Origin of the sequence: Amycolatopsis sp. lyj-112 (assembly GCF_046549055.1) — a bacterium.
Lineage (GTDB): Bacteria > Actinomycetota > Actinomycetes > Mycobacteriales > Pseudonocardiaceae > Amycolatopsis.
On sequence record NZ_JAJPWS010000002.1, the window covers coordinates 687,029 to 714,013 of the forward strand.

At 69.0% G+C, this 26,985-nt stretch carries 22 protein-coding genes; 13 read left to right on the forward strand and 9 right to left on the reverse strand.

The genetic code is table 11. From position 1 onward, the window contains the following. The first annotated feature begins 43 nt into the window (after positions 1-43). Both ACLJRL_RS10095 and ACLJRL_RS10100 read left to right on the forward strand, forming a co-directional pair. Positions 44-1,267: a DUF445 domain-containing protein gene (locus tag ACLJRL_RS10095; protein WP_410655819.1), complete on the forward strand. Its 1,224-nt coding sequence runs from the start codon at positions 44-46 to the stop codon at positions 1,265-1,267. A 147-nt stretch (positions 1,268-1,414) separates the two neighbouring features. Next, positions 1,415-2,728, forward strand: a complete 1,314-nt coding sequence (locus ACLJRL_RS10100) for an alginate O-acetyltransferase AlgX-related protein (protein ID WP_410655820.1) — start codon at positions 1,415-1,417, stop codon at positions 2,726-2,728. Here the strand turns inward: ACLJRL_RS10100 and ACLJRL_RS10105 are convergent, their stop codons facing one another. Genes ACLJRL_RS10105 through ACLJRL_RS10115 form a run of 3 tightly spaced genes read right to left on the reverse strand, consistent with a single transcriptional unit; the run spans position 2,729 to position 5,383 of the window. After that, the gene (locus tag ACLJRL_RS10105) at positions 2,729-3,613 is read right to left on the reverse strand and encodes a metal ABC transporter permease (protein ID WP_410655821.1); all 885 of its coding nucleotides are present in this window, start codon (positions 3,611-3,613) and stop codon (positions 2,729-2,731) included. 4 nt (positions 3,614-3,617) lie between these two features. Continuing rightward, positions 3,618-4,451, reverse strand: coding sequence for a metal ABC transporter ATP-binding protein (locus tag ACLJRL_RS10110; protein ID WP_410655822.1), 834 nt, complete (start codon positions 4,449-4,451; stop codon positions 3,618-3,620). Then, positions 4,451-5,383 (reverse strand): metal ABC transporter solute-binding protein, Zn/Mn family, encoded by a 933-nt coding sequence (locus ACLJRL_RS10115; RefSeq protein WP_410655823.1) that lies wholly within the window; start codon positions 5,381-5,383, stop codon positions 4,451-4,453. Before ACLJRL_RS10115 ends, ACLJRL_RS10110 begins: the two co-directional genes overlap by 1 nt. A gap of 200 nt (positions 5,384-5,583) precedes the next feature. On the opposite strand from ACLJRL_RS10115, the gene ACLJRL_RS10120 reads away from it, so the two are divergent. The 4 genes from ACLJRL_RS10120 (at position 5,584) to ACLJRL_RS10135 (ending at position 9,173) form a co-directional block, all read left to right on the forward strand. Beyond that, on the forward strand, positions 5,584-6,684 hold the full coding sequence (locus ACLJRL_RS10120; protein ID WP_410655824.1) for a LacI family DNA-binding transcriptional regulator: 1,101 nt from the start codon (positions 5,584-5,586) through the stop codon (positions 6,682-6,684). 52 nt (positions 6,685-6,736) lie between these two features. Beyond that, on the forward strand, positions 6,737-7,228 hold the full coding sequence (locus ACLJRL_RS10125; protein WP_410655825.1) for a beta-class carbonic anhydrase: 492 nt from the start codon (positions 6,737-6,739) through the stop codon (positions 7,226-7,228). Between the two features lie 18 nt (positions 7,229-7,246). Then, positions 7,247-8,122: an A/G-specific adenine glycosylase gene (locus ACLJRL_RS10130; protein WP_410655826.1), complete on the forward strand. Its 876-nt coding sequence runs from the start codon at positions 7,247-7,249 to the stop codon at positions 8,120-8,122. 88 nt (positions 8,123-8,210) lie between these two features. Then, a complete protein-coding gene (locus ACLJRL_RS10135) occupies positions 8,211-9,173 on the forward strand; it encodes an N-acetylmuramoyl-L-alanine amidase (protein WP_410655827.1) in 963 nt (320 codons plus the stop codon). 56 nt (positions 9,174-9,229) lie between these two features. Here ACLJRL_RS10135 and ACLJRL_RS10140 read toward each other — a convergent pair whose 3' ends face one another. Next, the gene (locus tag ACLJRL_RS10140) at positions 9,230-10,012 is read right to left on the reverse strand and encodes an alpha/beta fold hydrolase (RefSeq protein WP_410655828.1); all 783 of its coding nucleotides are present in this window, start codon (positions 10,010-10,012) and stop codon (positions 9,230-9,232) included. Here ACLJRL_RS10140 and ACLJRL_RS10145 point away from each other — a divergent pair. The 3 genes from ACLJRL_RS10145 to ACLJRL_RS10155 all read left to right on the forward strand — a co-directional run bounded on the left by ACLJRL_RS10145 (position 10,011) and on the right by ACLJRL_RS10155 (position 12,925). Further along, a complete protein-coding gene (locus ACLJRL_RS10145) occupies positions 10,011-11,453 on the forward strand; it encodes a M1 family metallopeptidase (protein ID WP_410655829.1) in 1,443 nt (480 codons plus the stop codon). The genes ACLJRL_RS10140 and ACLJRL_RS10145 overlap by 2 nt on opposite strands. 358 nt (positions 11,454-11,811) lie before the next feature. After that, a complete protein-coding gene (locus ACLJRL_RS10150) occupies positions 11,812-12,120 on the forward strand; it encodes an antibiotic biosynthesis monooxygenase family protein (RefSeq protein WP_410655830.1) in 309 nt (102 codons plus the stop codon). Further along, positions 12,113-12,925, forward strand: coding sequence for an SIR2 family NAD-dependent protein deacylase (locus ACLJRL_RS10155; RefSeq protein ID WP_410655831.1), 813 nt, complete (start codon positions 12,113-12,115; stop codon positions 12,923-12,925). Before ACLJRL_RS10150 ends, ACLJRL_RS10155 begins: the two co-directional genes overlap by 8 nt. Here ACLJRL_RS10155 and ACLJRL_RS10160 read toward each other — a convergent pair. Then, positions 12,922-13,950, reverse strand: coding sequence for an endonuclease/exonuclease/phosphatase family protein (locus ACLJRL_RS10160; RefSeq protein ID WP_410655832.1), 1,029 nt, complete (start codon positions 13,948-13,950; stop codon positions 12,922-12,924). The two genes, ACLJRL_RS10155 and ACLJRL_RS10160, sit on opposite strands and share 4 nt — an antisense overlap. A gap of 125 nt (positions 13,951-14,075) precedes the next feature. Here ACLJRL_RS10160 and ACLJRL_RS10165 point away from each other — a divergent pair, with 125 nt between their 5' ends. Beyond that, a complete protein-coding gene (locus ACLJRL_RS10165) occupies positions 14,076-15,053 on the forward strand; it encodes an ATP-binding cassette domain-containing protein (protein ID WP_410655833.1) in 978 nt (325 codons plus the stop codon). After that, entirely contained in the window at positions 15,050-15,847 is a 798-nt protein-coding gene (locus tag ACLJRL_RS10170; protein ID WP_410655834.1) for an ABC transporter permease, read from the forward strand. The genes ACLJRL_RS10165 and ACLJRL_RS10170 overlap by 4 nt, the downstream gene beginning before the upstream one ends. A 64-nt stretch (positions 15,848-15,911) precedes the next feature. Here the strand turns inward: ACLJRL_RS10170 and ACLJRL_RS10175 are convergent, their stop codons facing one another. Next, positions 15,912-19,097 (reverse strand): BTAD domain-containing putative transcriptional regulator, encoded by a 3,186-nt coding sequence (locus tag ACLJRL_RS10175; protein WP_410655835.1) that lies wholly within the window; start codon positions 19,095-19,097, stop codon positions 15,912-15,914. A 167-nt stretch (positions 19,098-19,264) separates the two neighbouring features. Between ACLJRL_RS10175 and ACLJRL_RS10180 the strand changes: the two genes are divergently transcribed. After that, positions 19,265-20,680, forward strand: a complete 1,416-nt coding sequence (locus ACLJRL_RS10180; protein WP_410656163.1) for a M1 family metallopeptidase — start codon at positions 19,265-19,267, stop codon at positions 20,678-20,680. Positions 20,681-20,707: 27 nt separating this feature from the next. After that, a complete protein-coding gene (gene pcp, locus ACLJRL_RS10185; protein WP_410655836.1) occupies positions 20,708-21,343 on the forward strand; it encodes a pyroglutamyl-peptidase I in 636 nt (211 codons plus the stop codon). Between the two features lies 1 nt (position 21,344). On the opposite strand, the gene ACLJRL_RS10190 is transcribed toward pcp, so the two are convergent. The 3 genes from ACLJRL_RS10190 to ACLJRL_RS10200 form a co-directional block, all read right to left on the reverse strand. After that, entirely contained in the window at positions 21,345-22,352 is a 1,008-nt protein-coding gene (locus ACLJRL_RS10190; protein WP_410655837.1) for a pyridoxamine 5'-phosphate oxidase family protein, read from the reverse strand. An 18-nt stretch (positions 22,353-22,370) separates the two neighbouring features. Further along, entirely contained in the window at positions 22,371-24,173 is a 1,803-nt protein-coding gene (locus ACLJRL_RS10195; protein WP_410655838.1) for an Hsp70 family protein, read from the reverse strand. Between the two features lie 239 nt (positions 24,174-24,412). Beyond that, positions 24,413-26,971: an ATP-dependent Clp protease ATP-binding subunit gene (locus ACLJRL_RS10200; protein WP_410655839.1), complete on the reverse strand. Its 2,559-nt coding sequence runs from the start codon at positions 26,969-26,971 to the stop codon at positions 24,413-24,415. Between the last annotated feature and the right edge of the window lie 14 nt (positions 26,972-26,985).

Below are 26,985 nucleotides of genomic sequence, written 5' to 3' on the forward strand. Positions count from 1 at the left end.
CGCACCGGATACCGTTTCCCATCCCACGAGCGAGGAGGTCGGAGTGGACGCCGTCCTGGACGACCTCGCCCGGCACTGGTGGCTCTACGCCGCGATCCCGTTCATCGCCGCACTGATCGGCTACGTCACCAAACGCGTCGCCATCGAGATGATGTTCAAACCGCTGGAGTTCGTCGGGATCAAGCCGTTCCTCGGCTGGCAGGGCGTGGTGCCCAAACACGGCGGGCGGATGGCCGCCGTCGCGACGGAGCTGCTGACGTCGAACCTGTTGGACGTCAAAGAGGTCTTCCGCCGGATCGACCCGGCGATCATCACGCGCGAGATCGAGCAGCCGCTGCTGCGGGCCGTCGACGAGGTCGCGCGCGAAGTGCTCGAAAAGCACCATCCCCGGCTGTGGGAGGTCATGCCGACGATGGCGCAGGAACTGCTGATCAAGCAGATCCAGGCGTCCACGCCGCGGCTGGTGCGCGAGTTCATGGAGGAGATGACCGAGAACCTCGACGAGGTGCTCGACTTCCAGCACATGACCGTGCAGCGGCTCACCAGGGACAAGAAGCTGCTCGTCCGGCTGATCCGTGAGACGTCGCGGCCGGAGATGGCGTTCATCGCGCGCACGGGGATCTACTTCGGCTTCGGGCTCGGTGTCGTGCAGGCGTTCACCTGGGCATTGACGAAGGAGCCGCTCGTGCTGCCGATCTTCGGCGGCTGCATCGGGCTGTTCACCGACTGGCTCGCGATCAAGCTGATCTTCGTGCCGCGCGAGCCGGTGCGGGTCGGCCGGGTGATCCTGCAGGGCAAGTTCCAGCGGCGGCGGGCCGAGGTCGCGCGGCAGTACGGCGCGATGATCGCGAACGAGATCCTCACCGTGCCGAACCTGCTCGACGCCGTGCTGCGCGGGCCGCGGTCGGACCGGCTGTACGCGCTGGTCGAACGGCTCGTGGCGGGCGCCGTCGACGAGCAGGCGAGGGTCGCGAAACCGATGGTCGCGATGGCCGTCGGCGGGCAGCGGCTGCGGGAGATCAAGCAGGCGGCCGCGCGGCAGGCGCTCGAACGCCTGCCGCCGACGATCCGCTACGCCGAGGGCTACCTGACCGAGGCGATGGACGTCGCGAAGATCGTCGAGCGGCGGATGCTCGGGCTGACGCCGCTGGAATTCGAGGGGCTGCTGCGGCCGGCGTTCCGGCAGGACGAGTGGAAGCTGATCGCCGTCGGTGGCGCCATCGGCTTCCTCGTCGGCGAGCTCCAGGTCCTCCTCATGCTCCACTGACCTGCGTTTAGCCCCCATATCGCGATCCGTGCCCCACCTGCGTTTCGCCCCCTAATCGCGATCCGGTGGGCACTTGCGTTTCGCCCCCTAATCGCGAAGTGGGGGCGTTCTCACGTGCGTGCGACACGGGGTGATTACGGTGGTGGGGTGGCGCCCGAACCCCAGCAACTGCCAGCCGTGCACGAGGCGTGGCTTCCGCGCGAGCACGCGCTGCACCGTCCCCGCCACGGCGGCAGGCAGCTGACGGCGCTGATCAGCGCACTTCTGTTCTTCACCACCCCGGCGCTGCTGTGGGTGTTCGGGGTACGGCCGGGCGAGATCGAGAACCACAAGCTCGCGGGTTTCCCGGGGATCGACCGGGGCTGGGCCTTCTTCACCAGCATGCCGACCTGGGCCATCGACCAGTTGTCGTTCCGGCCGGGCGCGATCGCCGCCGCCGACGCGATCAGCCGCGGTCTCTTCGGCGAGGACGCGCCGCTCGACCAGGCGCCACCCCAGCAACAGGCGGGCCCGATCCCGGCCCCGCCGGCGCCCACGCCGCCCAAGACGGCGCCCACCCAGGGCCCGACGCCGAACGCCGCTTCCGGGTACCGCCGTGTCGTGCAGGGCCGCGACGGCTGGCTGTACTACGGCTACGACGCCGACGCGAAATGCGACGCGTCCCGGCCGCTCCCCGAAACGATCTCCAAGATCAACGAGCTGCGGCGCGCGGTCGAGCAGTCCGGCAGGCGGTTCGAATTCGTCGTCGCGCCGGACAAGTCGACGATGGTCCCGCAGTTCCTGCCCGACACCTATCCCGGGAAGGACTGCTCGCGTTCGGCCGAGGCGGGCACCTGGCACCGGATGATCAACGACGCCGGCGCGATCGACCTGCGGCCGGAGCTGCGCGCGTCCGAGGGCAGGGTGCAGCGGCCGGTCTACCCGCCGAACGACACCCACTGGGCGGACGAGGGCGCGCTCGTGATGACGCGGGCGATCGCGAACGCGCTCAAACCGGGCGTCACGCAGAGCTGGGTGAGCGTGCCCATGGGCCCGTACGACGCGGTCGCCGACCTGCCGCCGCTGATCAACAAGCAGGGCACGAAGACGAACACGCTCTACAGCCTCCGCCCGGACGGCCTGGTCGAGCGCGCGGGCGAGACCAACGGCGACATCGACCGCCCGGTGTACCGCACCGCGAGCCCGCTGATCGGGACCGTCGACGAGAAGGTCCTGATCTACGGGGACTCGTTCACGAAGGCGTCTTCGCGGTACCTGTCGGGCGCGTTCACGAACCTGACGATGCTGGCGCACTTCACCCAGAAGACGTCACAGACCGAGGCCGTCGACGCTTTCGTGAACGCCAACGTCGTGGTCCTCGAAGCCGTGGAGCGGAGTGTCGCCGGCGGTCAGCTCGCGTTCATCGACGACGGCTTCCTCAACGCGGTCAAGAAGGCGCTCGCCGAGCACCCGGTGCGCTGACTAGCGCAGAGCGGGCGCGGGTCGCGGGGCCGTGGGTTCGACGCGGACACGCGAGTTGCGCCCGCGCAGCCAGGCGATGAGCCGGCACACCAGGTAGATCACGAACGAGATCGTCGTGACGAACGCGCTCACCGGTTTGCCCGGCGCGAGCGAGAGGATGATCCCGCCGAGCGCCGCGATCTCCGCGAACACGATCGACAGCACGGTCGCCTTCCACGGGCTGGCGGTGACCCGCGCGGCCGCCGCGGCCGGGGTCACCATCAGCGAGACCACGAGCAGCGCCCCGACGATCTGCACGCCCAGCGCGCTCGAAATCCCGACCAGCACCGCGAAGATCAGCGAAAGCAGCCGCACCGGCACGCCGCGCGCCGTCGCGACCGCGGGGTCGACGGTGGCGAACAGCAGCGGCCGGTAGATCACCGCGAGCACCACCAGGACGACGACCGAGGCGCCGACCAGCAGGGTCAGGTTCGTCGAATCGATGGTGATGATCTGGCCGACGAGGATGCCGAACTTGTTGGCGCTGCGGCCCTCGTAGAAGGACAGCAGCAGCACGCCCATGCCGAGCCCGAAGGCGAGGATCACGCCGATCACCGAGTCGCGTTCGGACTCGCGGCCGCCGAGGACGCCGATCAGCAGGGCGGCGATCACCGCGCCCGCGAGGCCACCGAGTTCGACGCCGACGCCGAGCAGCAATGCGCCGGCCGCGCCGGTGAAGGCCAGTTCGGCGGTGCCGTGCACGGCGAACGACATCCGCCGCATGACCACCAGCGGGCCGAGTACCCCGGCCACCAGGCCCAGTACGGCGGCCGCGAGCAGCGCCGTCTGCACGAAGTCGAGGCCGAGAAGTTCGCCGGTCAGGGCGAAATCGAACATCTTGTCCACGGCGCTACGAAGCCTGTTCGTCGAAGTGGTGGGGTTCGTCCTCGCACAACGAGCTCTGTGCACCGGCGACGTGGATCTGGCCGCCGACCTTGAGCACCTCGATCCGCGTGCCGTACAGCTCGGACAGCGTCTCCGAGTTCATCACCTCGTCCGGCTTGCCGACCCGGAACTGGCCGTTCACCAGATACAGCATCCTGTCCACATAGGACAGGATCGGGTTGATCTCGTGGGTGACGAACAGGACGGCGGTGTTCGCCGAACCCCGCCGCTCGTCGATCAGTTCGCTGACCGCGCGCTGGTGGGCGAGGTCGAGGGAGAGCAGCGGCTCGTCGCACAGCAGGACCTCGGGGTCGCCGACCAGCGACTGGGCGACCCGCAGCCGTTGCTGCTCGCCGCCGGAAAGCCGCCCCACTGGCTGTTTCGCATACGCCTCGGCGCCGACGGACTCGATCGCCCGTGCCACCAGCCGACGTCGTTCGGAGAGGCCGCGGAGACCGGTACCCCACCGGTGCCCGTCCAGCCCGAGGCCGACCAGGTCCACCCCGCGCATCGTCAGCGCCTCGTCGAGGGCGCGCTGCTGCGGGATGTAGCCGATCCGCCGGTTCTGCCCGCCGGGGCGCCGCCCCGCGATCTCGACCGTGCCCTCGGGCAGGCTCTGCTGGCCGAGCAGCACCTTGAGCAGGCTGCTCTTCCCGGAGCCGTTCGGCCCCAGGATCGCCAGGAACTCGCCGGGCTCGACGTCGAGATCGAGCCCGGACCAGAGCGTCCGGTTTCCGAACGCGAGACTCGCCCCGCGGACACGGACCGCGGGGCGCGCCTCGGCAGGTACGGACGTCACTACTTCAGCGCTCCCGCCAGGGCGTCCACATCCTTGGTCATCCATGCAATGTAGTCGGTCACACCCGCCGGAAGCGTTTCGGTGACATCGACGACCGGGATCCCGGCGTTCTTGGCATCGCCGACGACCTGCTGGGTGACCGGCGTGGTCGTCTGCGCGTTGTTGATCAGGACCTTGACCTGCTTGCCCGAGATCAGCTGCTTGACCTCGTTGAGCGCGGCGGCGGGCACGTCCTGCTCTTCCTCGACGGCCTCGGCGAAGGCGTGCGGAGTCGCGTCGGTGAGCTTCGCGCTCTCGAGCAGGTAATGCGCGACGGGTTCGGTCGCGACGACCTTGGTGCCCGGGGTGCCCAGTCCGCCGACCTTCGTCAGCAGTTCCTGGATCTTGCCCTTGAACGCGGTCGCGTTGGCGGTGAAGGCGTCCTTCGACGCGGGCTGGATCTCACCGAGTTTCGCGGCGACCTGGTCGGCGATCTTCTCGACGCCGGGCAGGCTGTACCAGACGTGCTCGTTCTCGTTGCCGGTCGCGGCGATGTCGTAAGCGACCAACTTCTGCGCGTCGACGGCCTGGTCGGCGAGCTTCGAGAAGAACTCGTCGTACCCGCCACCGTTGGACAGGGTCAGCTTCGCGTTCTTCGCGGCGATGGCGTCGCTCGCGGTGGTCTCGTAAGAGTGCGGGTCGGCCGAGGGGTCGTGGATGATCGAGGTGACCTCGACCTTGTCGCCGCCGACGGCGGTCACGACGCTGCCCCAGACGTCGGTCGAGGCGACGACCTTGATCTTCTCGCCGGCTCCGGGGTTCGCGGCGGACGCGTTCTGCGCCCCGGACCCGGTCGACGCCTTGTCGCTGGAGGCGCAGGCCGTCGCGCCGAGGGCGAGCACGGCCAAGGCCGAAACGGCCGCGAAAACACTCCTGGTACGGCGGGAATTCATTTACAACACTCCTGCGGGCGCCCGGGCCGACGGTTCGCGAGGCCGGGTAATGGAAACCGTTGTCAGATTCAACTGTACCCCATACGGTTGAAGGCGCCCCATCGATTGTCACGAGCTGTACCCAGGGTCACTCTGAATCGAGACCTGCCACACGCCGGGTGATGCTTCTGCAAAACGTTCTGAACCGTTACGGTTTGCGGATGGGCCGTCCTATCCGCACCAGGAGGCAGGCGACACTGGCGTCGCTGGCCGCAGAGCTCGGGGTGTCGAGGACCACCGTCTCCAACGCCTACAACCGACCTGACCAGCTGTCTCCTGAACTGCGCCGTCGTGTCCTCGAGACCGCGCGCCGCCTCGGCTACCCGGGTCCCGACCCGGTGGCCCGTTCACTGCGGACACGTAAGGCCGGCGCTGTCGGTCTTTTGCTCACAGAGAACCTCTCCTACGCCTTCCGCGACCCCGCGGCCATCGGCGTGCTCGAAGGGCTGGCGCTGGCCTGCGAGGACGCGGGCGTCGGCCTGCACCTGGTCCCGGCGAGCCCGGGCCGTGAAGACGTCGCGGCCGTGCATCGCGCCGGAGTCGACGGATTCGTCGTCTATTCGGTGCCCGATGACGATCCCCACCTCGGTGCCGTGCTGGAACGCCCGGTGCCGACGGTGATCGTCGACCAGCCACGGGTGGACGGCGTCGACCGGGTCGGCCCGGACGACGCGGCCGCGGTGACCGCCATGGCTCAGCACCTCATCTCGCTGGGCCACCGGCAGATCGGCGTGCTGTGTATGCGGCTCGCCCGCGAGCGCAACGACGACTTCGTCTCCATCCAGCGGCAGAGCGCCGCGCACTTCCACGTCCAGCGGATCCGGCTGGAGGCGCTGGCCGCCGCGTTCTCCGCGGCCGGTGTCGACTGGGCGACGGTGCCGGTGGTCGAGCGCTTCGACCACACCGTGGACGACGGCGCGTCGGCCGCGCGGCAGCTTCTCGACGCGTATCCGCAGGTCACCGCCGTGATCTGCACTTCGGACATCCTCGCGCTCGGTGCGCTCGCCGAAGCCGAACGCCGTGGGCTGCGGGTGCCGCAGGATCTGACGGTCACCGGGTTCGACGGCATCACCGAGGCCGAACGTTCCGGGCTGACCACCGTCCACCAGCCGGTGCTCGAGAAGGGCAAGGCGGCGGGAAAGCTGCTGCTCAGCGCGGGTGACCGGGTCGGGCCGAAGGTGATCACCCTGACCACCGAACTACGCGTCGGACGTACGTCGGCACCGCCACGAACGGCCGAAGAACGCTGGTTCGGGCCGTGACGTAGCCCGTAAACCGTTGCTCTCACCCAGGGCGACCGGTTCCAATGGTCTTGTGACCTCCATCGACGTACTGCTGAAGCGCAACCAGGAGCTGGGCGAAGTCGCTCCTGGTGATCGCTCGTCCCCGAGGCCATCACTCCATGTGGCGGTCCTGACCTGCATGGACGCCCGGATCCGGGTGTTCGAGATCTTCGGGCTGCTCCAGGGCGAGTCCCATGTCCTGCGCAACGCCGGCGGCGTCGTCACCGACGACATGATCCGCTCGCTCGCGCTGAGCCAGCGGAAACTGGGCACGCGTGAGGTGCTGATCGTCCAGCACACCGAATGCGGCCTTTCAATGGTCACCGAGGACGACTTCAAGGACGAACTCGAGGACGCCACCGGGCTGCGCCCGACGTGGGCTGTCGAGGCGTTCCGCGAGGTCGAGGACAGCGTGCGCCGCTCGGTACAGCGCGTGCGGCGCAGCGACTTCCTCCCGCACACGGACAACGTCCGAGGCTTCGTCTACGACGTCAAAACGGGGCGCCTCAGCGAAGTCGCGTAGGGGTTTTAAGCTGGCCGGGTGGGCGTCGACGCGGATGTACTGACCGAGTGGTTCGGCGAAGCAGGGCGCGACCTGCCCTGGCGTGAGCCGGAGTGCACCGCCTGGGGTGTGCTGGTCAGCGAGATCATGTTGCAGCAGACGCCGGTCGTGCGCGTCCAGCCGATCTGGCTCGAGTGGATGGCGCGCTGGCCGGTGCCTTCGGCGCTGGCGGCGTCGTCGCAGGGCGAGGTCGTACGCGCTTGGGGCAAGCTCGGCTACCCGCGCCGCGCGCTGCGGCTGCACGCCGCGGCGGCCGTCATCGCCGCCGAACACGGCGACGTCGTACCGTCCGATGTGGACACTCTGCTCGCGCTGCCGGGCATCGGCGCGTACACCGCCCGCGCCATCGCGGCCTTCGCCTACGGCAAACGGGCGCCGGTGGTGGACACGAACGTCCGGCGAGTGGTGGCCAGGGCGGTGCACGGCGCGGGTGACGCCGGGCCGCCGTCGAACACCCGCGACATGGCCGACGTCGAGGTCCTGCTGCCGCTCGAAGACGCGCCGGCCGCCCGGTTCTCGGCGGCACTGATGGAACTCGGCGCGCTGGTCTGCACCGCCCGTTCGCCGCAGTGCGCGGACTGCCCGATCTACAACGATTGCGCATGGCAGCACGCGGGCAAACCGGCCTACGCCGGGCCCGCGAAACAGGTGCAGAAGTTCGCCGGGACCGACCGCCAGGTGCGCGGGCTGCTGCTCGACGTTCTGCGGGGAACCGAAGGGCCCGTTGAGAAAGCGCGCCTCGATCTGGTGTGGCACGAATCCGGGCAGCGCGACCGCTGCCTCGACTCACTGCTGGTCGACGGCCTGCTCGAACAGACCGGGAACGGCCTGTTCGCCCTCCCTGGCGAACACTAACGCATTACGACAAAAGTTGGTCAATGGTTGTCATCGGCGCGGTGGCGGGTTAGCTTTCCGGCCAAAGCGCACGACGGGAGCATCGCCCATGGCCGACTTCGACCGACGTACCGCTCTCAAGGGCGGCCTGACGGTAAGCGCCGTCGGGCTACTGGGGACACAAATGGTTTCCGCCGCGACTGCGGCGCCCGCGGTACAAGAACCGCAGATCCACGGAACGGCCGCATGGAGTGCGCGGCCGCCGAACGGATCGATCGTGGTGGAGAACCACAAGCCGACGTACATCGTCGTGCACCACACGGTCGATCCGGGCAACGTCACCGACTACACGCTCGAACACGCCTTCTGGGCGTCGCGGGCGATCCAGAACTTCCACATGGACACACGCGGCTGGGTGGACAGCGGCCAGCAGTTCACGAACAGCCGCGGCGGGCACATCACCGAAGGCCGTCATCGCAGCCTGGACGTGCTGCGCGGCGGGACTCGGCATGTGCAGGGCGCGAACGTGGGCAACAACAACAGCACCTGCATCGGGATCGAGAACGAGGGCCTCTACAGCACCGAGGACGTCACACCGGCGTTGTGGGACTCGCTGGTGAAGATGGTCGCGTACATCGCGTCGCAGTACGGGATCGCGCCGGAGTTCATCAAGGGACACCGGGATTTCAACTCGACCGAATGCCCGGGCACCGTGCTGTACAACCGGCTTCCGGAACTGCGCACCGCGGTCGGGACCCTGCTGGGCTCGGCGTCGTCCAGGGCGGATCTGACGGAGTGGCCACTGCTCAAGCCCGGGGACACCGGACCGCGGGTGCGGATGGCGCAGGAGTTCTTGCGGGAGCGCGGCTTCGCCGTGCCGGTCGACGGCGTGTTCGGTCCGTCCACAAAGGACGCCGTCGCCGCCGTCGCGGCCCGGAACGGGCTGATGCGCGACGCCTGCGGTGCGACCGCCGCGACCGACGAGACCGGGTTCCTCGGCTCCGACGTCTGGCCGCTCATCGTGCGGCCCGGCACCGATCTGCACGCCCTGAAGGCGCAACTCGTCCTCTAGTTGCGCTAGTTCGTAGCGCGTACTACCGCAACTAGAGGACGAATTGCGGCAGGGCGCTAGGCGAGGACGTCGGAGAGGAACGCTTCGACGGCACCGAGGTAGGTCTCCGGTGCTTCTTCGTGCACGACGTGCCCGGCGTCCTCGACGACGATGTGGCGGCCGAGGCCGCCGGGTACGCGGGCCGCCAGTTCGGCCTGCTGCCCGTGCGGCATCGCCGTCCGCTCGCCTTCGATGGCGAGCAGCGGGCACTTGACGCGCTCGACGTACTCCCAGAAATCCCGCCGACCCCATTCCGCCGCGATTTCGTAGAGGTCCGGCAGCGAAGCGATCAGGTGGTAGCCGTCTTCGCGCTCCTCGACGCATTCCACGAAGTAGTCGCCGGTGTCGCCGAAGAACTCGCGCACATGTGCCAAGGAGCGGAACGGGACCGGCCACGAGTCGAAGTAGCCGCGCCACTCGTCCACGGTCCGGCCGCGCTGGTCGGGCGCGAAGTCCTCGCACACCACCGCACGCACCAGGTCCGGATGCGTCGCCGCGGTGACCCAGGCGTGCAGGCCGCCCATCGAATGTCCGATCAGGATCGCGGGCTCGTCGAACGTGCGCAGCACCGCGGCCACGTCCTCGGCGAACCGCTCGGTGCGCCAGGGCCCGCCGCGCGGCCCGCGGCCGTGCCCGCGCGCGTCGAGACCGTGGATCCGCCCGTACGGTTCGAGTCGCCGCGCGACCCGCCACCACGTCGTCGCCCGGCCCATCAACCCGTGCAGGAGGACGATCGGTGGTCCATCGCCGCCGAAAGTGATCAACCCGTCGCGGTGAATCACCACTAAGCTCCCCTCCATGCGCAGCCGTGTCCCCGCCGCCGGTCTGGTTCTCGGGGTGGTCGGCGCCCTGATTATCGGTTGCAGCTCCGATGATCCTCCGGCAGCGCCCCCTCCGCCTCCGCCGATGAACCCGGCGCCGGGCGCCTCCGGCGCGGGCGACCCTTACTACCCGATGGACGGCAACGGCGGTTACGACGCGGTCGAATACCAGGTCGGGATCACCTACGACCCGGCGAAAGGGCGCCTCGACGGCGACACCACGGTCACCGCGAAGGCCACTCAGGACCTCAACCGGTACAACTTGGACTTACGCGGCTTAGAGGTCCAATTCGTTGAAGTGGAGGGAAAACCGGCGAAGTTCACTCGCGAGGGCGAGTTCGAGCTGGTCATCACGCCCGCCGAGCCGATCCGGAACGGCACGACGTTCCGCACGAAGGTCGTCTACGGCGGAGACCCGTCGACGACGCCGCGCGCGGGCGGCAGCGAGAACGGCTGGCAGAAGTCGAAGGCCGGCGGCGCGTTCATCGTCGGCGAGCCGCATTCGGCGTCCTTCTGGTATCCCGTCAACGAAACCCCGCGCGACAAGGCGATGTTCAACCTCAACGCGCGCGTCCCCGACGGCTGGACCGTCATCTCGAACGGCCGCGAGATCCAGAAGACCTCGGCGAACGGCTGGACCACGACGTCGTGGCAGGAACGGACGCCCGTGGCGGCCTACCTGACCACGGTGGCGATCGACAAGTTCACCGTCGACCGGATGTCGCTGCCGGACGGCACCCCGCTGGTCAACGCGTACGCGCCGGGCGCGGAGGACAGGCGGGACAGCGGCAGGCGGCTGCCGGAGATCATCAGTTTCCTGAGCTCGAAATTCGGGCCGTATCCGGTGGACGCGGCCGGCGGTATCTACCTGAACGAGGACATCCACTTCTCGCTGGAGACCCAGACCCGGCCGACCTACGCGAAATGGGCCGACCTGATCACCGTGGTGCACGAAACCGCACACCAGTGGTTCGGCGATTCGGTGACGCTGAATTCGTGGTCCGACATCTGCCTCAACGAATGCCTCGCGTCGTACGCGCAATGGCTGTGGCAGGAATCGCGGGACGGTGAGAACCTCGACGACCGCTACCGCGCCGCGCTCGAGATCATGCGGGGCAGCGCCGAATTCTGGGCGCCGAAGCTGGTCGACATGGGCGTCGGGAAGGAATTCCACGGTGTCTACGACAAGGGGATCCTCGCGATCCACGCATTGCGGCGGAAGATCGGCGAAGGGGCTTTCGCCCGGCTGATGAAGGAATGGCCGGCGGCGCACCGGAACGCCAACGCGTCGTGGGCGGACTTCGAGGCGTTCACGATCAAGCTTTCGGGACAGGACCTGCGGCCGTTCTTCGACGCCTGGTTCCACGGCACGGCGATCCCGGCCGACGCCGAACTGCTGCCAGGCACCCTGCGAGGCTGAGCGCCGCCCACCGGTCCGCCGCGTTTAGTCCTCTAATGGCGTGCGGTCCAAGGTAGTGAAGGCCCCCTTCACTACCTTGAGGGTAGGCAAGGAGTCCTTCACGGCATGACTCGCTGCCGCATCCACCCCACTGGCCTCAGCCATCACCGCCGTGCCGCGTGAAGGCCCCCTTCACGCGGCTCAGCCGAGGGAACTCGCCCTTCACCCGGCGCCGCCCACCTGTCGCCGCGTTTAGTCCTCTAATGGCGTGTGCTCCAAGTACGCAAGTAGTCCTCTAATGGCGGTCCGGCTAGGGGGTCGCCGCAAGGTCCCGCGCATCACATCGCGGCGCGAAAGAGTTTCGCCGTAGGCTGGCGGCATGGCAGTCGTGAAGATCAATGCGATCGAGGTCCCCGAAGGCGCAGGCCCTGAGCTGGAGAAGCGGTTCGCCGCGCGGCTGCACGCCGTCGACAACCAGCCCGGCTTCCTCGGCTTCGAGCTGCTCCGCCCGATCTCCGGGGAGACGCGCTACTTCGTCTACACCAAGTGGGAGTCCGAAGAGGCCTACCAGGCGTGGGCGTCGGGCCCGGCGCGTGAGGCGCACGCGGGCGAGCGCGCGAAGCCGGTCTCCAGCGGGGCGAACCTGCTGGAATTCGAGGTCGTCCAGGCTTCGAAGCCGGGTGAGTGATCTCGCCAGGGCCGCGGAGCTGATCGACGGCGCCGGCGCGCTGCTCGTCTGCGCCGGCGCCGGTATGGGCGTCGACTCCGGCCTGCCCGATTTCCGGGGCGACGAAGGTTTCTGGAAGGCGTATCCGCCGTACGAGCGGCTGGGCATCAGCTTCGTCGAACTCGCCGACCCGCGGCATTTCGCCGACGATCCCGGGCTGGCCTGGGGTTTCTACGGGCACCGGCTCGCGTTGTACCGCGAAACCGTCCCGCACGAGGGGTTCCGGCTCCTGCTGTCCTGGGGTTCGCGGACGCCCGGCGGCGTCCGCGCGTTCACGTCCAATGTGGACGGACAGTTCCAGAAGGCGGGCTACCCGCACGTGGCCGAGGCGCACGGGTCCATCCACCATCTTCAGTGCCTCGCCCGGTGTAGCGGTGACATCTGGGCAGCGGACGACGTCGACGTCCCGTTCGACGAGGACACGATGCGCGCGACGGCCCCGCTGCCGTCGTGCCCGCGCTGCGGCGGGCTCGCGCGGCCCAACATCCTGATGTTCGGCGACTACGACTGGCAGGAACGACGCAGCCAGGCCCAGCTCGACGAACTCACCGCGTGGCGACGCGCGCATCGCGACCTCGTCGTGGTGGAACTCGGCGCCGGCCAGGCCGTGCCGACGGTACGGCGCTACTCGGAACTGGCCAGCGCCGCGACCGGCAAGCTGATCCGGATCAACCCGCGGGAGCCACAGATCCGGCACGACCGCGGCGTCTCCCTCGCGAGCAACGGCCTCGAAACCCTCAAGGCGCTGGACGCCCTGCTCAGCTAGGGCAGGACGATCTCGGCGTAGACGGCGTCGTGGTCGCTGCCCGGCGTTTCGAGCACCTTGAAGTCCGCGATGGCGGCCCGCTTGTCCGCCAGGACGTGGTCGATCGGCACCGACGGCACGATCCCGTTCGTCCAGGTCCCCGAAAGCGCGCTGCCCTTCTGATCGGCCGCATCGACATAGCCCCTGGTCAGCAGCTCGCGGAAGAGCGAGTGGTCGAAGGTGGCGTTGAAGTCGCCCGCCAGGATCCGGATGTCGTGCTCGGCGTCGGCGTAGGGCAGGTCCTTGGCCTCGGCGACCCACTCGTGCCTGTCCCACATCGGCGCCGAGGGGTGGACCGCGACGACCTCGATCCGCACGCCGCCGCCGAGGTCGACGCTCGCGCTCGGCTGCTTGCGGTTCGAATCGCCGCTCAGCTTCAGCGGCGTGAGCGGGTACTTCGACACCAGTCCGGAGCCGACCGCCCACTCGCCCGGGTGCAGGACATGGAACGGCAAAAGCTGGAACAGCCCGGCGCGATCCAGCGCCGTGACCGCTTCCGGCGTCATCTCGGTCAGGCTCAGGACGTCGACCTGGTGTTCCTTCACGTAGCCGACGATCTTGTCCGGGTCGGCGCCCCCGCCGAGCATGTTCGACGCCATCACCCGGACGTGCTTCCCGCCGAGCGCCTTCTGCTCGTTTTCGAACGCGCGGGGCAGCACCAGAGCCGCGATCGTGAAGGTCAGCACCAGCGCGACCGTCCCCGTCCACCAGCGGCGCAGGCCCAGCGCGAGCATCGCCAGCACCAGCGTCGCGATGCCGGCGTACGGCGTCAGGGCCAGCGCCGCGATCGTGTAAGTGTTGCCGTCGTACCCCACCAGCCGCAGCGCCGTCAGCACCGCGAACGGCACGACCGCCCCGATGAGCAGCCCGCCGACCAGCTTCCCCCGGGCGCCCCCATGTGTCCGGCGGACCGCCACCGGCGGCCGTTCTTCGATCACCATGACGTCGAGTATGCCGATCACCGGCGGGGTGCCGTCGGTCTCCACAACACCTCCACAACCTCCTCACGCCGCGCCTACCAGCGCGTATCAGCGTCTGCCAGCGCGCTGTGCGCGGTCTGCCAGCCGTCAGGCGCATCTTTGACCCCGGGGCGAGATCCACAGGAGGAAACATGACTCACGCGATCAGGGCCGAGGGCCTGGTCAAGCACTATGGGGAGACGAAGGCGCTCGACGGGGTCGACCTGGAGGTGCCGGCGGGCAAGGTGGTCGGGGTGCTGGGGCCGAACGGCGCGGGGAAGACGACCGCCGTCCGGATCCTGGCCACCTTGATCCGGCCGGACTCCGGCCACGCGAGCGTGTTCGGCTACGACGTCGTCAAGAACCCGATGGCGGTCCGCAGCCTGATCGGCCTGACCGGGCAGTACGCCTCGGTCGACGAGGACCTCTCCGGCACGGAGAACCTCGTCCTGATCGGCAGGCTGCTGGAACTGTCCAGGGTGGACGCGAAGAAGCGGGCGGCCGAGCTGCTGGAGCGGTTCGAGCTGACCGAGGCCGCCGGGCGGTCCATCAAGACCTACTCGGGCGGTATGCGGCGGCGCCTCGACCTGGCCGCGAGCCTGGTCGGCAACCCGCGGGTGCTCTACCTGGACGAGCCGACCACCGGGCTCGACCCGCACGCCCGCAACGAGGTCTGGGCGGTGATCCGGAGGCTGGTCGGGGACGGGACGACGGTGCTGCTCACCACGCAGTACCTGGAAGAGGCCGATCAGCTCGCCGACACGATCACCGTGTTCGACCGCGGCCTCGTCGTGGCGAACGGGCGGGCCGACGAGCTCAAGCGGCGCACCGGCGGGCAGACCCTGCAGGTCCGGCCGACCGCGCCGGCCGACCTCGACGCCGTCGAGCGCATCCTGGCCGGGCTCACCGGCGTCCGGCCGCACCGGGACAACGACACCGGGCTGCTCACCGCACCCGTGTCCGACCCGGTCCTGCTGTCCACTTTGGTCCGGAAGCTCGACGACGCCGGGATCACCGCGGACGAGCTGGCGCTGCGGCTGCCCAGTCTCGACGAGGTGTTCCTCGCACTGACCGGCAAGCGGGCCGACGAGTCCACAAAGGACACGACTCCGGAAGGGAGCCTGGTATGACCACCATCGCAGCACCCGCGCCACGGCGCGTTTCACTGTCCAGCGGCGTCCAGCACGGGCTTTCCCTTGCCTGGCGCGGCATCCTGAAGATCCGCAAGAACCCGGAACAGCTGGCCGACGTCACCATCGCGCCGATCATCTTCCTGGTCATGTTCGTCTACCTCTTCGGTGGCGCGATCATGGGCAGCACCGACGGTTATCTTCAGATGATCGTGCCCGGCATCATGGTGTTCAACATCCTGCAGGCCAGCATGACCGTCGGCGTCTCGCTCAACACCGACGTCACCAAGGGCGTGTTCGACCGGTTCCGGGCGATGCCGATCTCGCGGTCCGCACCCCTGATCGGCGCCGTGCTGGCCGATATCGTGCGGTACCTGGTGTGCATCACCGTGCTGATGATCGTCGCGACGGTCATGGGCTACCGGATCCAGACCGGACCGGCGGAGTTCGCGCTAGCCGTCCTGCTGGTCATCGCGTTCGCGCTGTCGTTCTGCTGGGCGTCGGTGTTCGTCGGGATGCTGGTGAAGAGCCCCGGCGCGGTGCAGGGCCTGATGTTCGTGGTGCTGATGCCGCTCACCTTCGGCAGCAACGTGTTCGTCCCGACCGGCACCATGCCCGGCTGGCTGAAGGCGTGGGCCGACATCAGCCCGGTGACGCAGATGTCCGACGTCCTGCGTGGGCTGATGAACGGCGGGCCGATCGCCGGGCCGCTGACCGGCTCGCTGATCTGGATGGCGGCCGCGATCGCGGTCTTCTTCCCGCTCGCCACCTGGGCTTACCGAAAGCGCGTCTGACGGGGGTCAGGGGGAACGCGCGTGAAGGCCCCCTTCCCTCGGTTGAGCCGAGGGAAGGGGGCCTTCACGCGCTCGCTTCGAACCTGAGCCAGGAAATCAGCTCGGCACGGGACAGGGCGGCATCGGCCACGAGGAGCGCTTCGTAGCGCTCCTCGCCGAAGTGCTCGCGCAGGTCGTCGATCAGCTGCCGGATATCGGGCTCGCCGACGTCCAGCGTGCCGCGGAGGAGCTTCGCCGTGCCGAGCAGCCGGACGGCGGACCCGGGCCGCCCCTGCCGGAACCGGATCAGCCCCAGGATCTCGACCGCCCGCCCGAGGTCGGGCATGTCGCCGCGATCCGCGGTGGAACTCACGACGAGCGCGGTGGCGCGCCCGGCCGCTTCCAGGTCTCCGGCCGCCAGCGCGATCTCGGAGTCGATCAGACCGCCGAACTCCGTACCGAACATGCCCGGCAGCGGCACCTTGTCCATCAGTTCCCGGAACCGGGCGGCGACCTCGCGGGCCTCGTCCACGCGACCGGCGCGGCACAGCACATCGGCCTTGCCGACCAGCACCATCACCGCCAGCTGGTCGTTGCCCGTGTCGTGCGCGTATCGCTCCGCCTCGCGCATCTCCCGCATCGCCGTTTCGAGATCGCCCGCCCGCGCGTACTCCGTCGCCATCCGCCAGCGCTGCTGGATCACGTCGTCCTGCGAGCCCAGTTCGAGCGCGAGGTCGAGGCCTTGCCGGTACAGCGAAAGCGCGGTCTCGTGGTCGCCCGTCATCGAGATGTCGCCGGCCTTCATACCCACCGCCATCGCGGTACCCCAGCGGTCGCCCACGGCCGAGAACCCTTCGAAGGCCCGATCCCTAGCCCGTTCCGCGCCCGCGACGTCCCCTTGGTCGGCGAGGATGAAACTCTGCGCCCACGAACCGGCGGCGCGGGTCCACGGGTCCGGTTTCGCCAGCACCCGCTCCACCTCGCGGAGGGCGAGTTCCCGGTCCTGGCAGAAGAACGCGAGCATCGGCAAGCCGAGGGCCAGCCCGGCGAACCGCTCGGTGGCGTTCGTCCGCACGCACTGGTCGATGAGCGCGAGTCCTTCTTCGGCGCTCCCGACGCCGGGCACCATCGCCATCATCGCGCGGATCGCCCGGAACGCGGCGGCGAAATCCTCCTCCAGGCGTTCGCCGAAGGTGAGTATCTCGTTGACGAACGACTCGGCCCGGTCGCTGTCCCCCTTGATCATCCAGTACCAGAACGTGCCACTGAACAGGTGCGCTGCCATCTCCACGTCGTCGGCGTCGATCGCCTGGCGGAGTGCGGTCACGATATTGCCGTGCTCGGCGTCGTAGCGCGAGATGGCGGTGAGCTGATCCGCCGTCCGCAGCAACGGCTCCAGCCGCTCGGCGAGCTGGGCGTAGTAACGGTGATACGCCTTCGTCAGCTGTTCGCGCTCTTCGGCCTCGTCCAGACGTTCCGCCGCATAGGCGCGGATGGTCTCCAGCATGCGGTAGCGGGGCTCGCCGCCCTCTCCGGCCATGGCGTCCACAATGGACTTCTCGACGAGCGATCCGAGGACGTACAGGACGTCTTCGGCCGGCAGGCCTTCTCCGGCGCAGACGCTTTCGACCGCTTCGACCTCGGCTCCGGCCCCGAACACCGAAAGCCGCCTGGCGAGCAGGCGTTCCGCGTCGGTGAGCAGATCCCAGCTCCACTCGACGACGGCGCGCAGCGTGCGCTGTCTCGGCAACGCCGTCCGGCTGCCCGAGGTGAGCAGGCGGAACCGGTCGTCGAGGCGCTGGGAAATCTGCGCGACGGTCATCGAGCGCAGCCGTGCGGCGGCCAGTTCCAGTGCCAGCGGCATCCCGTCCAGCCGTCGGCAGATCTGCGCCACATCGTCCACAGTGGACTCGTTGAGGACGAAGTCCGGGCGCACCGCCATCGCCCTGTCGACGAACAGCCGGATCGCGCCCGCTTCGGCCGCCTGCGAGACGGTCGGTGTCCCTTCCGGAACGGACAGCGGACCGAGCGGGCACAGCGTCTCGCCGTCGATCGCGAGCGCTTCACGGCTGGTCGCGAGCATCCGCAGGGTCGGTACCCGCCGCAGCAGGGTGTTCGCCAGATCGGCGGCCGCGTCGATCAGGTGCTCGCAGTTGTCCAGCACCAGCACCGATTCACCGGCGCCCAGTGCCTCCACGGCCCGGGCCAGCGCATCCGACGGCCGCCGCATCGGGTCACCGCCGTGCGACAGGCCGAGGTCCCACAGCTCCAGCGCGGCGAAGACCGCGCCCGGCAGGTCTCCAGGGTCGCGGACACCGGCGAGCGGCACGAACCACACCCGCCCGCGGGCGTGCGCCGGATGCCGCGTCGCGACCTCGGTGGCCAGCCGGGTCTTCCCGGCGCCGCCGGGCCCGACCAGCGTCACCAGCCGCGCTCCCGCGAGGAGTTCGGCGATCAGTTTCAGCTCGTCGTCACGGCCGACGAAACTGGTCAGCCGGACCGGAAGATGATCGGCGGCCGCGGGCGGCGGGCCGAGTTCGCCGCGCAACGCGGCCAGGTGGGTCTCCCGCAGGTCCGCCGAAGGATCGACACCCAGCTGATCGGCCAGCGCCGCACGGACGTCCTCGTAGACGGCCAGGGCGTCCGGCTGACGGTCCGCGGCGCACAGCGCCCGGATCCACAACCCGGCGAGGCGTTCCCGCAGCGGGTTCCGCGCGGCCGCCTCCTTGAGGTCGGGCAGGACCCTGGCGTGCCCACCAAGCCGGATCTCCGCCTCGAAGCGGTCTTCGACGGCTTCGAGGCGCAGATCCTCCAGCCTGGTCGCCGGGGCCTGCGCGAAGGGGGCTTCGAGCACATCGGCCAGCGCGTCGCCGCGCCACAGCCCGAGCGCTTCGGCGAGGATCTCGGCCGCACCGGAGTCCCGGCCCGCCGCCAGTTCGGCGCGGCCCTCCGCGGCCAGCCGCTCGAAACGGAGCACGTCGACGTCTTCGCGGCCGACGTCCAGCCGGTAACCGCCCGGCCCGGAGTCGAGCGTGACGTCGTCGGCGCGTAGGACCTTGCGCAGCCGTGAGACCAGCGACTGCAGCGCGTTCGAGGCGTCGGCGGGCGGTTCCACGCCCCAGAGCCCGTCGATCAGGGCGGCCGCCGGCACCGGGCGGCCGGGATCGAGCGCGAGCCTGGCCAGCAGCATGCGGAGACGGACACCGCCGATGTCGACCGGGGTGCCGTCACCGCTTTCCACCCCGACCGGGCCCAGCAGCGTCACACGCACGCCCCCCAGCCTTCCAGAACCCGCGACCGAGTAGCCCGACCAGGCGACGGAAGTGGGGATTATCCGGGCACGAAGGAGCTTTCCGGGCGGCCGGGCGGCGTCCCCGGGCTACGTTTCGGCCAGAAGCAACAGCCGATCGACTGGGAGCGTGAATGAGGTACCGGCGCTTGAAATACCGGAGTGCGGTCGTCATCGCCGCCGTTCTGGCCGGGAGTGTCTTCGGCACCGGCGTCGCCACCGCGGCACCTGGCCGCCCCGGTGCCGACGGCGCGGGCGACAGCTACTACCCGCAGGATGGCAACGGCGGTTACGACGTCGCCGACTACAACCTGAAGATCGGCTACGAACCGGCCACCAAGCAGCTGACCGGACGGCAGACGATCACCGGCCGGGCGACCCAGGCGCTGAGTTCGTTCAACCTCGACCTGCACGGGCTGACCGTCGACTCGGTCAAGGTCAACGGCCGCAAGGCGACCTTCGCCCGGACCGGCGACCACGAACTCGTGATCACCCCGTCCCGCGCGCTGCGCAACGGCGAGCGGTTCGCCGCCGAGATCGCCTACCACGGTTCCCCACAGCCGATCGAGGATCCGGCGCTGGGCGAGAACGGCTGGCAGTACGCGAAGTCCGGCGGCGCCTTCGTGGCGGGCGAGCCGAAATCCGCGACGACCTGGTACCCGGTCAACGACACCCCGCGGGACAAGGCGACCTTCCACCTCGCGGTCACCGTGCCGTCCGAATGGAGTGTCATCTCCAACGGCCGCGAGCGCGGGCAGTTCAAGAGCGGCAAGGACACCACGTTCGTCTGGGCCGAGGAAACGCCCGCCGTGCCGTACATGACGACGGTCGCGATCGACAAGTGGGAGTTCGAGCGGACGAAGCTGTCCGACGGCACCCCGGTCGTCAATGCCTACGCCCCCGGCACCCCCGCCGAGACCAAGCAGGCCGAGGCGCGGCTGCCGGAGATCATCGACTTCCTGTCGTCGAAGTTCGGGCGCTACCCGGTGGACGCCGCGGGCGGCATCTTCCTCGCCGAGCCGATCGGCTTCTCGCTGGAGACGCTGAGCCGTCCGATCTACTCGGGCGCGGCGGGCAACGTCCCGACGATCGTGCACGAGAACGCCCACCAGTGGTGGGGCGACTCGGTCGCCGTCGACAAGTGGAAGGACGTCTGCCTCAACGAATGCTTCGCCTCCTACGCGGAATGGCTGTGGTCCGAGGCGAAGTCGGGACAGGACCTCAAGGCGCGGTACCTCTCCGCGGTGCAGAAGGCGTCCGACAGGTTCTGGGCCGGAAAGCTCTACGACATGGGGCCCGGCAACGAGTTCACCTACGTGTACTCGAAGGGACCGGTGGCGCTGCACGCGCTGAAGAACTACATCGGCCAGGAGCCGTTCGACCGCATCCTGCGGACGTGGCCGGCGCTGCACCGCGACGGCAACGCGAGCCTGCCGGAGTTCCAGAAGTTCGCCGAACGCGTCGCGCACAAGAACCTCCAGGGCTTCTTCGACGCGTGGTTCTACGGGAACATCAAGCCGGCGCCCGAGTTCCTGTATCCGGGGGATCTCAAGCCGGTCTCCTGAGCGGGTTCACACGTTAGGGTGAGAGGCATGACGTCAGTGCTCCTCACCGGTTTCGAACCGTTCGGCGGTGAGCGGGTGAACCCGTCTTGGCATGCGGTTTCCCTGCTCACCGGCCGGCGGCGGGACGCGGTGGCCGTCGAGCTGCCGTGCGTGTTCTCACGCTCGCTGATCACCTTGCGCGACGCGATCGACGAGTACCGGCCGGAACTGGTGCTCTGCGTCGGGCAGGCGGGCGGCCGGGCCGACGTCACCCCGGAGCGGGTCGCGATCAACCTGATCGACGCGCGGATCCCGGACAACGCGGGCTCACAGCCCGTCGACGTCCCGGTGATCCCCGGCGGTCCGAGCGCGTACTTCACCACTCTGCCGGTGAAAGCGTGCGTCGCGGGGATCAAGGACGCCGGGCTTCCCGCGTCGGTCTCGCATACGGCCGGGACGTACGTGTGCAACCAGGTCTTCTACGGCCTGATGCACTTGCTGGACAACGACTTCCCCGGTGTACGCGGCGGTTTCGTGCATGTGCCGTACACGCCGGAGCAAGCCGCGCGGACGACGTCGCCGAGCCTCGCGGTGCATCGCGCGGCGGAGGCGCTGGGGATCATCGTGGACACCGCGCTTTCGGTCACCGAGGATCTGTCGACGTCGGCGGGCACGCTGCACTGACTCAGTACAGGTTCTGCCGGTAGTCCACGGCGAGCGCGGTGCGCATCATCCGCTCGCCCGCCATCTTCCGCAGGAGCTTCGCGGCGACACCCGTGGTCTCGTTGAGTTTGACGTGGTCGGTCCAGATCGTGGCCGGCTTGGGCAGTTCCTCGGGATCGACGTGCTGTCCGGCGTCCCAGAGACGGGCGTCGCGCACCGCGGCGCTGTCCGTCAGCCGCGTATGCGCCACCTCGATCAGCAGGACCGCCTTGGGTGTGCGGCCGCGTTCGGCCATCGACTCGCGCAGCGCGGGATCGGCACTGACGCTCGCGGTGCCGGTGATCTCGAGGACGCGGTCGTCGCCGGGCGCGACGGCCACGATCGCCACGTCAGGACGTTCGAGGACGTTGTGGAAGGTGTCGGTGCGGCGGTTGCCGGGCCGGTCGGCGATCGCGACGGTCGACGGCCCGATCGGCCGGATGACCCCGGGCGGATCGCCCTTGGGGCTCGCGTCGGCCTGGCCGTCGGCGTCGCGCGAGGTGATCACCGTCAGCGGCGCGGTGGCGAGGAAGGCGACCGCGGCGGGCCCGAGCCCCTTTTCGGTGGTCTCGGTGGCGTCGTTCCCGGACGGGGTGGCGGGACCCCAGACGTTCGACCGGATCACCGCCTTGCCGCAGTGCAGGAACGCCTCCTCGACGGCGAGGCCGCCGTCGTCCACGGTTCCGTTGATCCGCAACGTCTCGCGCCAGCCCGGAAGCAGGACCAGCAACGCGGCGCCGGTGCCCTTCACCGCGTCCGGCGGCATCGGCAGGCGCAACCGCGTCGGCGTCTCCGGGACCGCGAAGCCCGGGGCTCCGCCGATCACCGCGGCCCTCGGCCCGTCCCCGGCGTACCCGAGCACGGCGACCGGCGCGCGGCCGAGCAGCGCGACACAGTGCGGGTCGAGCCTGTCGATGGATTTCATCATCACCGGCAGCTGTCTGCTCCCCACGACCCGTTCCAGTTCGGCCAGGTCACAGATGGCTTCCATGGAAACAGGCTATCGCGATCAGGGCTTGAGCTGGGCGGTGAAGAAGTCGACCATCTCCGCGGTGGTCCTCGCGGTCCCGTCGCGGCGCGTGGAGACGAGCATCGCGCTCAGCGGGGCGTCGCCGGTCCCGAAGAGCACGATGCCGCTCTTCTTGCCCGCACCGGCCACATAGCGGCCGTTCAGCCCTCCCGCCGCCCAAGTGCCCTCCGCGACGTCGCCCTTGGTCATCTGCCGCCGGGCCGCGTCCTCCAGGCCGGTCATCGCGACACCTTGGTAGTAGTTGATCGCGTTCGACGCCTCGTCGTTCTTGAACACGCAGGTGACCGCCGACGAAGCGCTCATCGTGGCGGCCGCGTTCGGCGCGTCCTGGCAGTCGGCCTTCTGCGGGATGACGGCGGCGATGCGGCGGAGACAGTCCGTGAACCCGTTCGTGTCCTTCGGCCCCGGCTGATCGCAGGACACCTGCTTGACCGGCTCGGCCGTCTTCGGGCCCGCGACCGGCTCCTCCTCACCACCGCTCAGCAGGACCACCGTCGTGACGATCGCGGCGAGGGCGAGCACGATGACGCCGTACGCCGTCGGTTTCCGCCAGTCGCGGCCCGGCGGGGGCGACGCGGGCGGTGTCCAGCGCGGTGGCAGCGGCCTGCGGGGCGGCTGGGCGGGCTGCTGTTGGACGGACTGCTGTTGGACGGGCTGTGGCTGGTGCTGGACCGGCCGCGCGACCGGGGCGAACGCGGGCACCGTCAGCTGGGAGTCCTCGCCGCCCGCCGGCACGTGATGCAGCCCGAACGCGACCGCCGTCTCCGGCTGGTCCTGCGTCGTCGGCGTGACCCTGAGCTGGTTCGCCAGCAGGCTCGCCAGCAACGGCATCCGGCTCGGCCCGCCGACGAGGTAGACACCGCCGAGATGGCCCGGGGTCAGCCCGGCGCGGTGAATGGTGGCGGCCAGGAGTTCCGCGCTGCGCAGGAAACTCGGCCGGACGAGCGCCTCGAGTTCCGTCCGCGTCACCCGTACGTCGCCGAACGGCTCCGGCATCGGGATCTCGGTCTGCTGATGGCGGGACAGGCTTTCCTTGGCGTCACGGACATCCTGCAGCAACGAGCGGCGCGTCCGGCGGTCCCCGACCGACTGCGGGCGCAGCACCCGCTGCCACACCGCGGGATCGGAATGCGACACCTCACGCCCGATGTGCACCAGCAGCGCCTGGTCGATGTCGAGACTGCCGAGGTCCGGCAGGCCGTCCTCGGCGAGCACCGCGAACCCCTGGCTGCTGACGCCGACGACGGCGCAATCGAAAGTGCCCGCCCCGAGGTCGTACACCGCGATCGGGCCGGGCGGACGCTGGCCGTGGTCGAGGGAGGCGTAATGCGCGGCAGCGGCGACAGGCTCCGGAACCAGCAGCGTGGTACCGAAACCGGCCTTGAGGGCGGCGTCGCGCAGGATCTGCTTGCGATCCGGGCCCCAGCCCGCCGGATGCGAAATGCGCACCTGCGCGGGAGGGCGTTGAAGAAGCAGCTCGGCCTCCTCGCCGACACGGCGCAACACCGCGGCGAAGGCGTCGGCGATCGGGAGGGTGACGTCACCGAGCTGGAGCGCACCCTCGTCGATACGCCGCTTGGGATTCGCCTCGAACCGGCTCGGATCCAGCCGAGCCCGGCGTTCGGCGTCACGGCCGACGAAGACCGTGTCGTCCTTGTCCACGTAGATCGCCGACGACATCGTCACCGAACCGTCGATCTCGACGACCTGCGTCCCCCTGCCCTGGATCGAGAGCACCCCGACCGTGCTTGAGGTACCGAAATCGATCGCCAGAACGTCCACCTGTCCCCCTCCCGGACCCGGTGGGCATCGTCTCACGTCCACCGATCACGCGAGTTACGCGCCTGATCACGCGAGAGCGCCGTCTGATCACACGTGTTCGCCATCCACGCACGCGAGCTCTCTGTGCGGGAAAGGCGAACTCACGTGACTGGACACGTAACTCGCGTGATTGGAAGGCGAACACGCAAAAGTGCCCGCCGCGGCAAACCCGCGACGGGCACTTCCGGAACTACCGGGACCTACTCGGCCTCGGCTTCACCGCTCTCTTCGACGGAGCCGGCGCCGATGCTGACCGGCGGGGCGTCCGGGACCGACGAGGGACGTGCTTCGCCGCGGAAGACGAAGTGCGCCTTGTCGTCCTTCTCGCCCTCTTCGTCGCTCCAGCCTTCGACGTCGACCAGGATGATCTGGCCGGCCTGGATCTCGCCGAACAGGATCTTCTCCGACAGCTGGTCCTCGATCTCGCGCTGGATCGTGCGACGCAGCGGCCGCGCGCCCAGCACCGGGTCGAAGCCGCGCTTGGCCAGCAGTGCCTTGGCCTTAGGCGTGAGCTCCAGGTCCATGTCCTTGGCCTTGAGCTGCTTCTCGACCCGTGCCGCCATCAGATCGACCATCTGGATGATCTGATCCTTGGTCAGCTGGTGGAAGACGATGATGTCGTCGATACGGTTCAGGAACTCAGGCCGGAAATGCTTCTTCATTTCCTCGTTGACCTTTTGCTTCATCTTCTCGTACCGGTTCGCGGTATCGCCGCTCTGGGAGAACCCGAGCGAGACGGACTTGGAGATGTCCGAGGTACCGAGGTTCGAGGTGAAGATGAGCACGGTGTTCTTGAAGTCGACCGTACGACCCTGACCGTCGGTGAGCCGACCGTCTTCGAGGACCTGCAGGAGGGTGTTGTAGATCTCCTGGTGGGCCTTCTCGATCTCGTCGAACAGCACCACCGAGAACGGCTTGCGCCGCACCTTCTCGGTCAGCTGGCCACCCTCTTCGTAGCCGACGTAGCCCGGAGGGGCACCGAAGAGCCGCGAAGCGGTGTAGCGGTCGTGGAACTCGCCCATGTCGATCTGGATGAGCGCGTCGTCCTCGCCGAAGAGGAACGCCGCCAGCGCCTTGGACAGCTCGGTCTTACCGACACCGGACGGGCCGGCGAAGATGAACGAACCGGAGGGGCGCTTCGGGTCCTTCAGACCGGCGCGGGTACGGCGGATCGCCTGGGAGACGGCCTTGACCGCGTCCTCCTGGCCGATGATCCGCTTGTGCAGCTCGTCCTCCATGCGGAGCAGACGCGTGGTCTCCTCCTCGGTGAGCTTGAACACCGGGATACCGGTCCAGTTGGCGAGGACCTCGGCGATCTGCTCCTCGTCGACCTCGGCGACGACGTCGAGGTCGCCGTCCTTCCACTGCTTCTCCCGCTCACCCTTCTGGCCGAGGAGGGTCTTCTCCTCGTCACGGAGGCGGGCGGCGCGCTCGAAGTCCTGCGCGTCTATCGCGGACTCCTTGTCCCTGCGGACGTCGGCGATCTTCTCGTCGAACTCGCGCAGGTCCGGCGGCGCGGTCATCCGGCGGATGCGCATCCGGGCGCCGGCCTCGTCGATCAGGTCGATCGCCTTGTCCGGCAGGAAGCGGTCGTTGATGTACCGGTCGGCCAGGGTGGCGGCGGCGACCAGCGCCGAATCGGTGATGGAGACGCGGTGGTGCGCCTCGTACCGGTCGCGCAGACCCTTCAGGATCTCGATCGTGTGCTCGAGCGACGGCTCGCCGACCTGGATCGGCTGGAAGCGTCGTTCCAGCGCGGCGTCCTTCTCGATGTACTTGCGGTACTCCTCGAGGGTGGTCGCGCCGATCGTCTGCAGCTCACCACGGGCCAGCATCGGCTTCAGGATCGACGCGGCGTCGATCGCGCCCTCGGCGGCACCCGCGCCGACGAGCGTGTGCAGCTCGTCGATGAACAGGATGATGTCGCCACGGGTCTTGATCTCCTTGAGCACCTTCTTGAGGCGCTCTTCGAAGTCACCGCGGTACCGGGAGCCGGCGACCAGGGAGCCGAGGTCGAGGGTGTAGAGCTGCTTGTCCTTCAGCGTCTCCGGGACCTCGCCCTTGACGATGTTCTGCGCGAGCCCTTCGACGACGGCGGTCTTGCCGACGCCGGGCTCACCGATCAGGACCGGGTTGTTCTTGGTGCGCCGCGACAGCACCTGCATGACCCGCTCGATTTCCTTGCCACGGCCGATGACCGGGTCGAGCTTGCCTTCGCGGGCCTGCACGGTCAGGTTGCGGCCGAACTGGTCGAGCACCAGCGACGACGACGGGGTGCCTTCACCGCGTCCGGAGCCGGTCTCGGTCGACTCCTTGCCACCCTGGTAGCCCGAGAGCAGCTGCAGCACCTGCTGACGCACCCGGTTGAGGTCCGCGCCGAGCTTGACGAGCACCTGCGCGGCGACGCCTTCTCCTTCGCGGATCAGCCCGAGCAGGATGTGCTCGGTGCCGATGTAGTTGTGGCCGAGCTGCAGCGCTTCGCGCAGTGACAGCTCCAGCACCTTCTTGGCCCGCGGGGTGAAGGGGATGTGCCCGCTCGGGGCCTGCTGCCCCTGGCCGATGATCTCCTCGACCTGCTGGCGGACGCCCTCCAACGCGATGCCCAACGATTCCAGCGCCTTGGCGGCGACACCTTCACCCTCGTGGATCAGACCCAGGAGGATGTGCTCGGTGCCGATGTAGTTGTGGTTGAGCATCCTGGCTTCTTCTTGGGCCAGGACGACCACCCGCCTCGCGCGGTCGGTGAACCTCTCAAACATGTGCACTCCCTCGA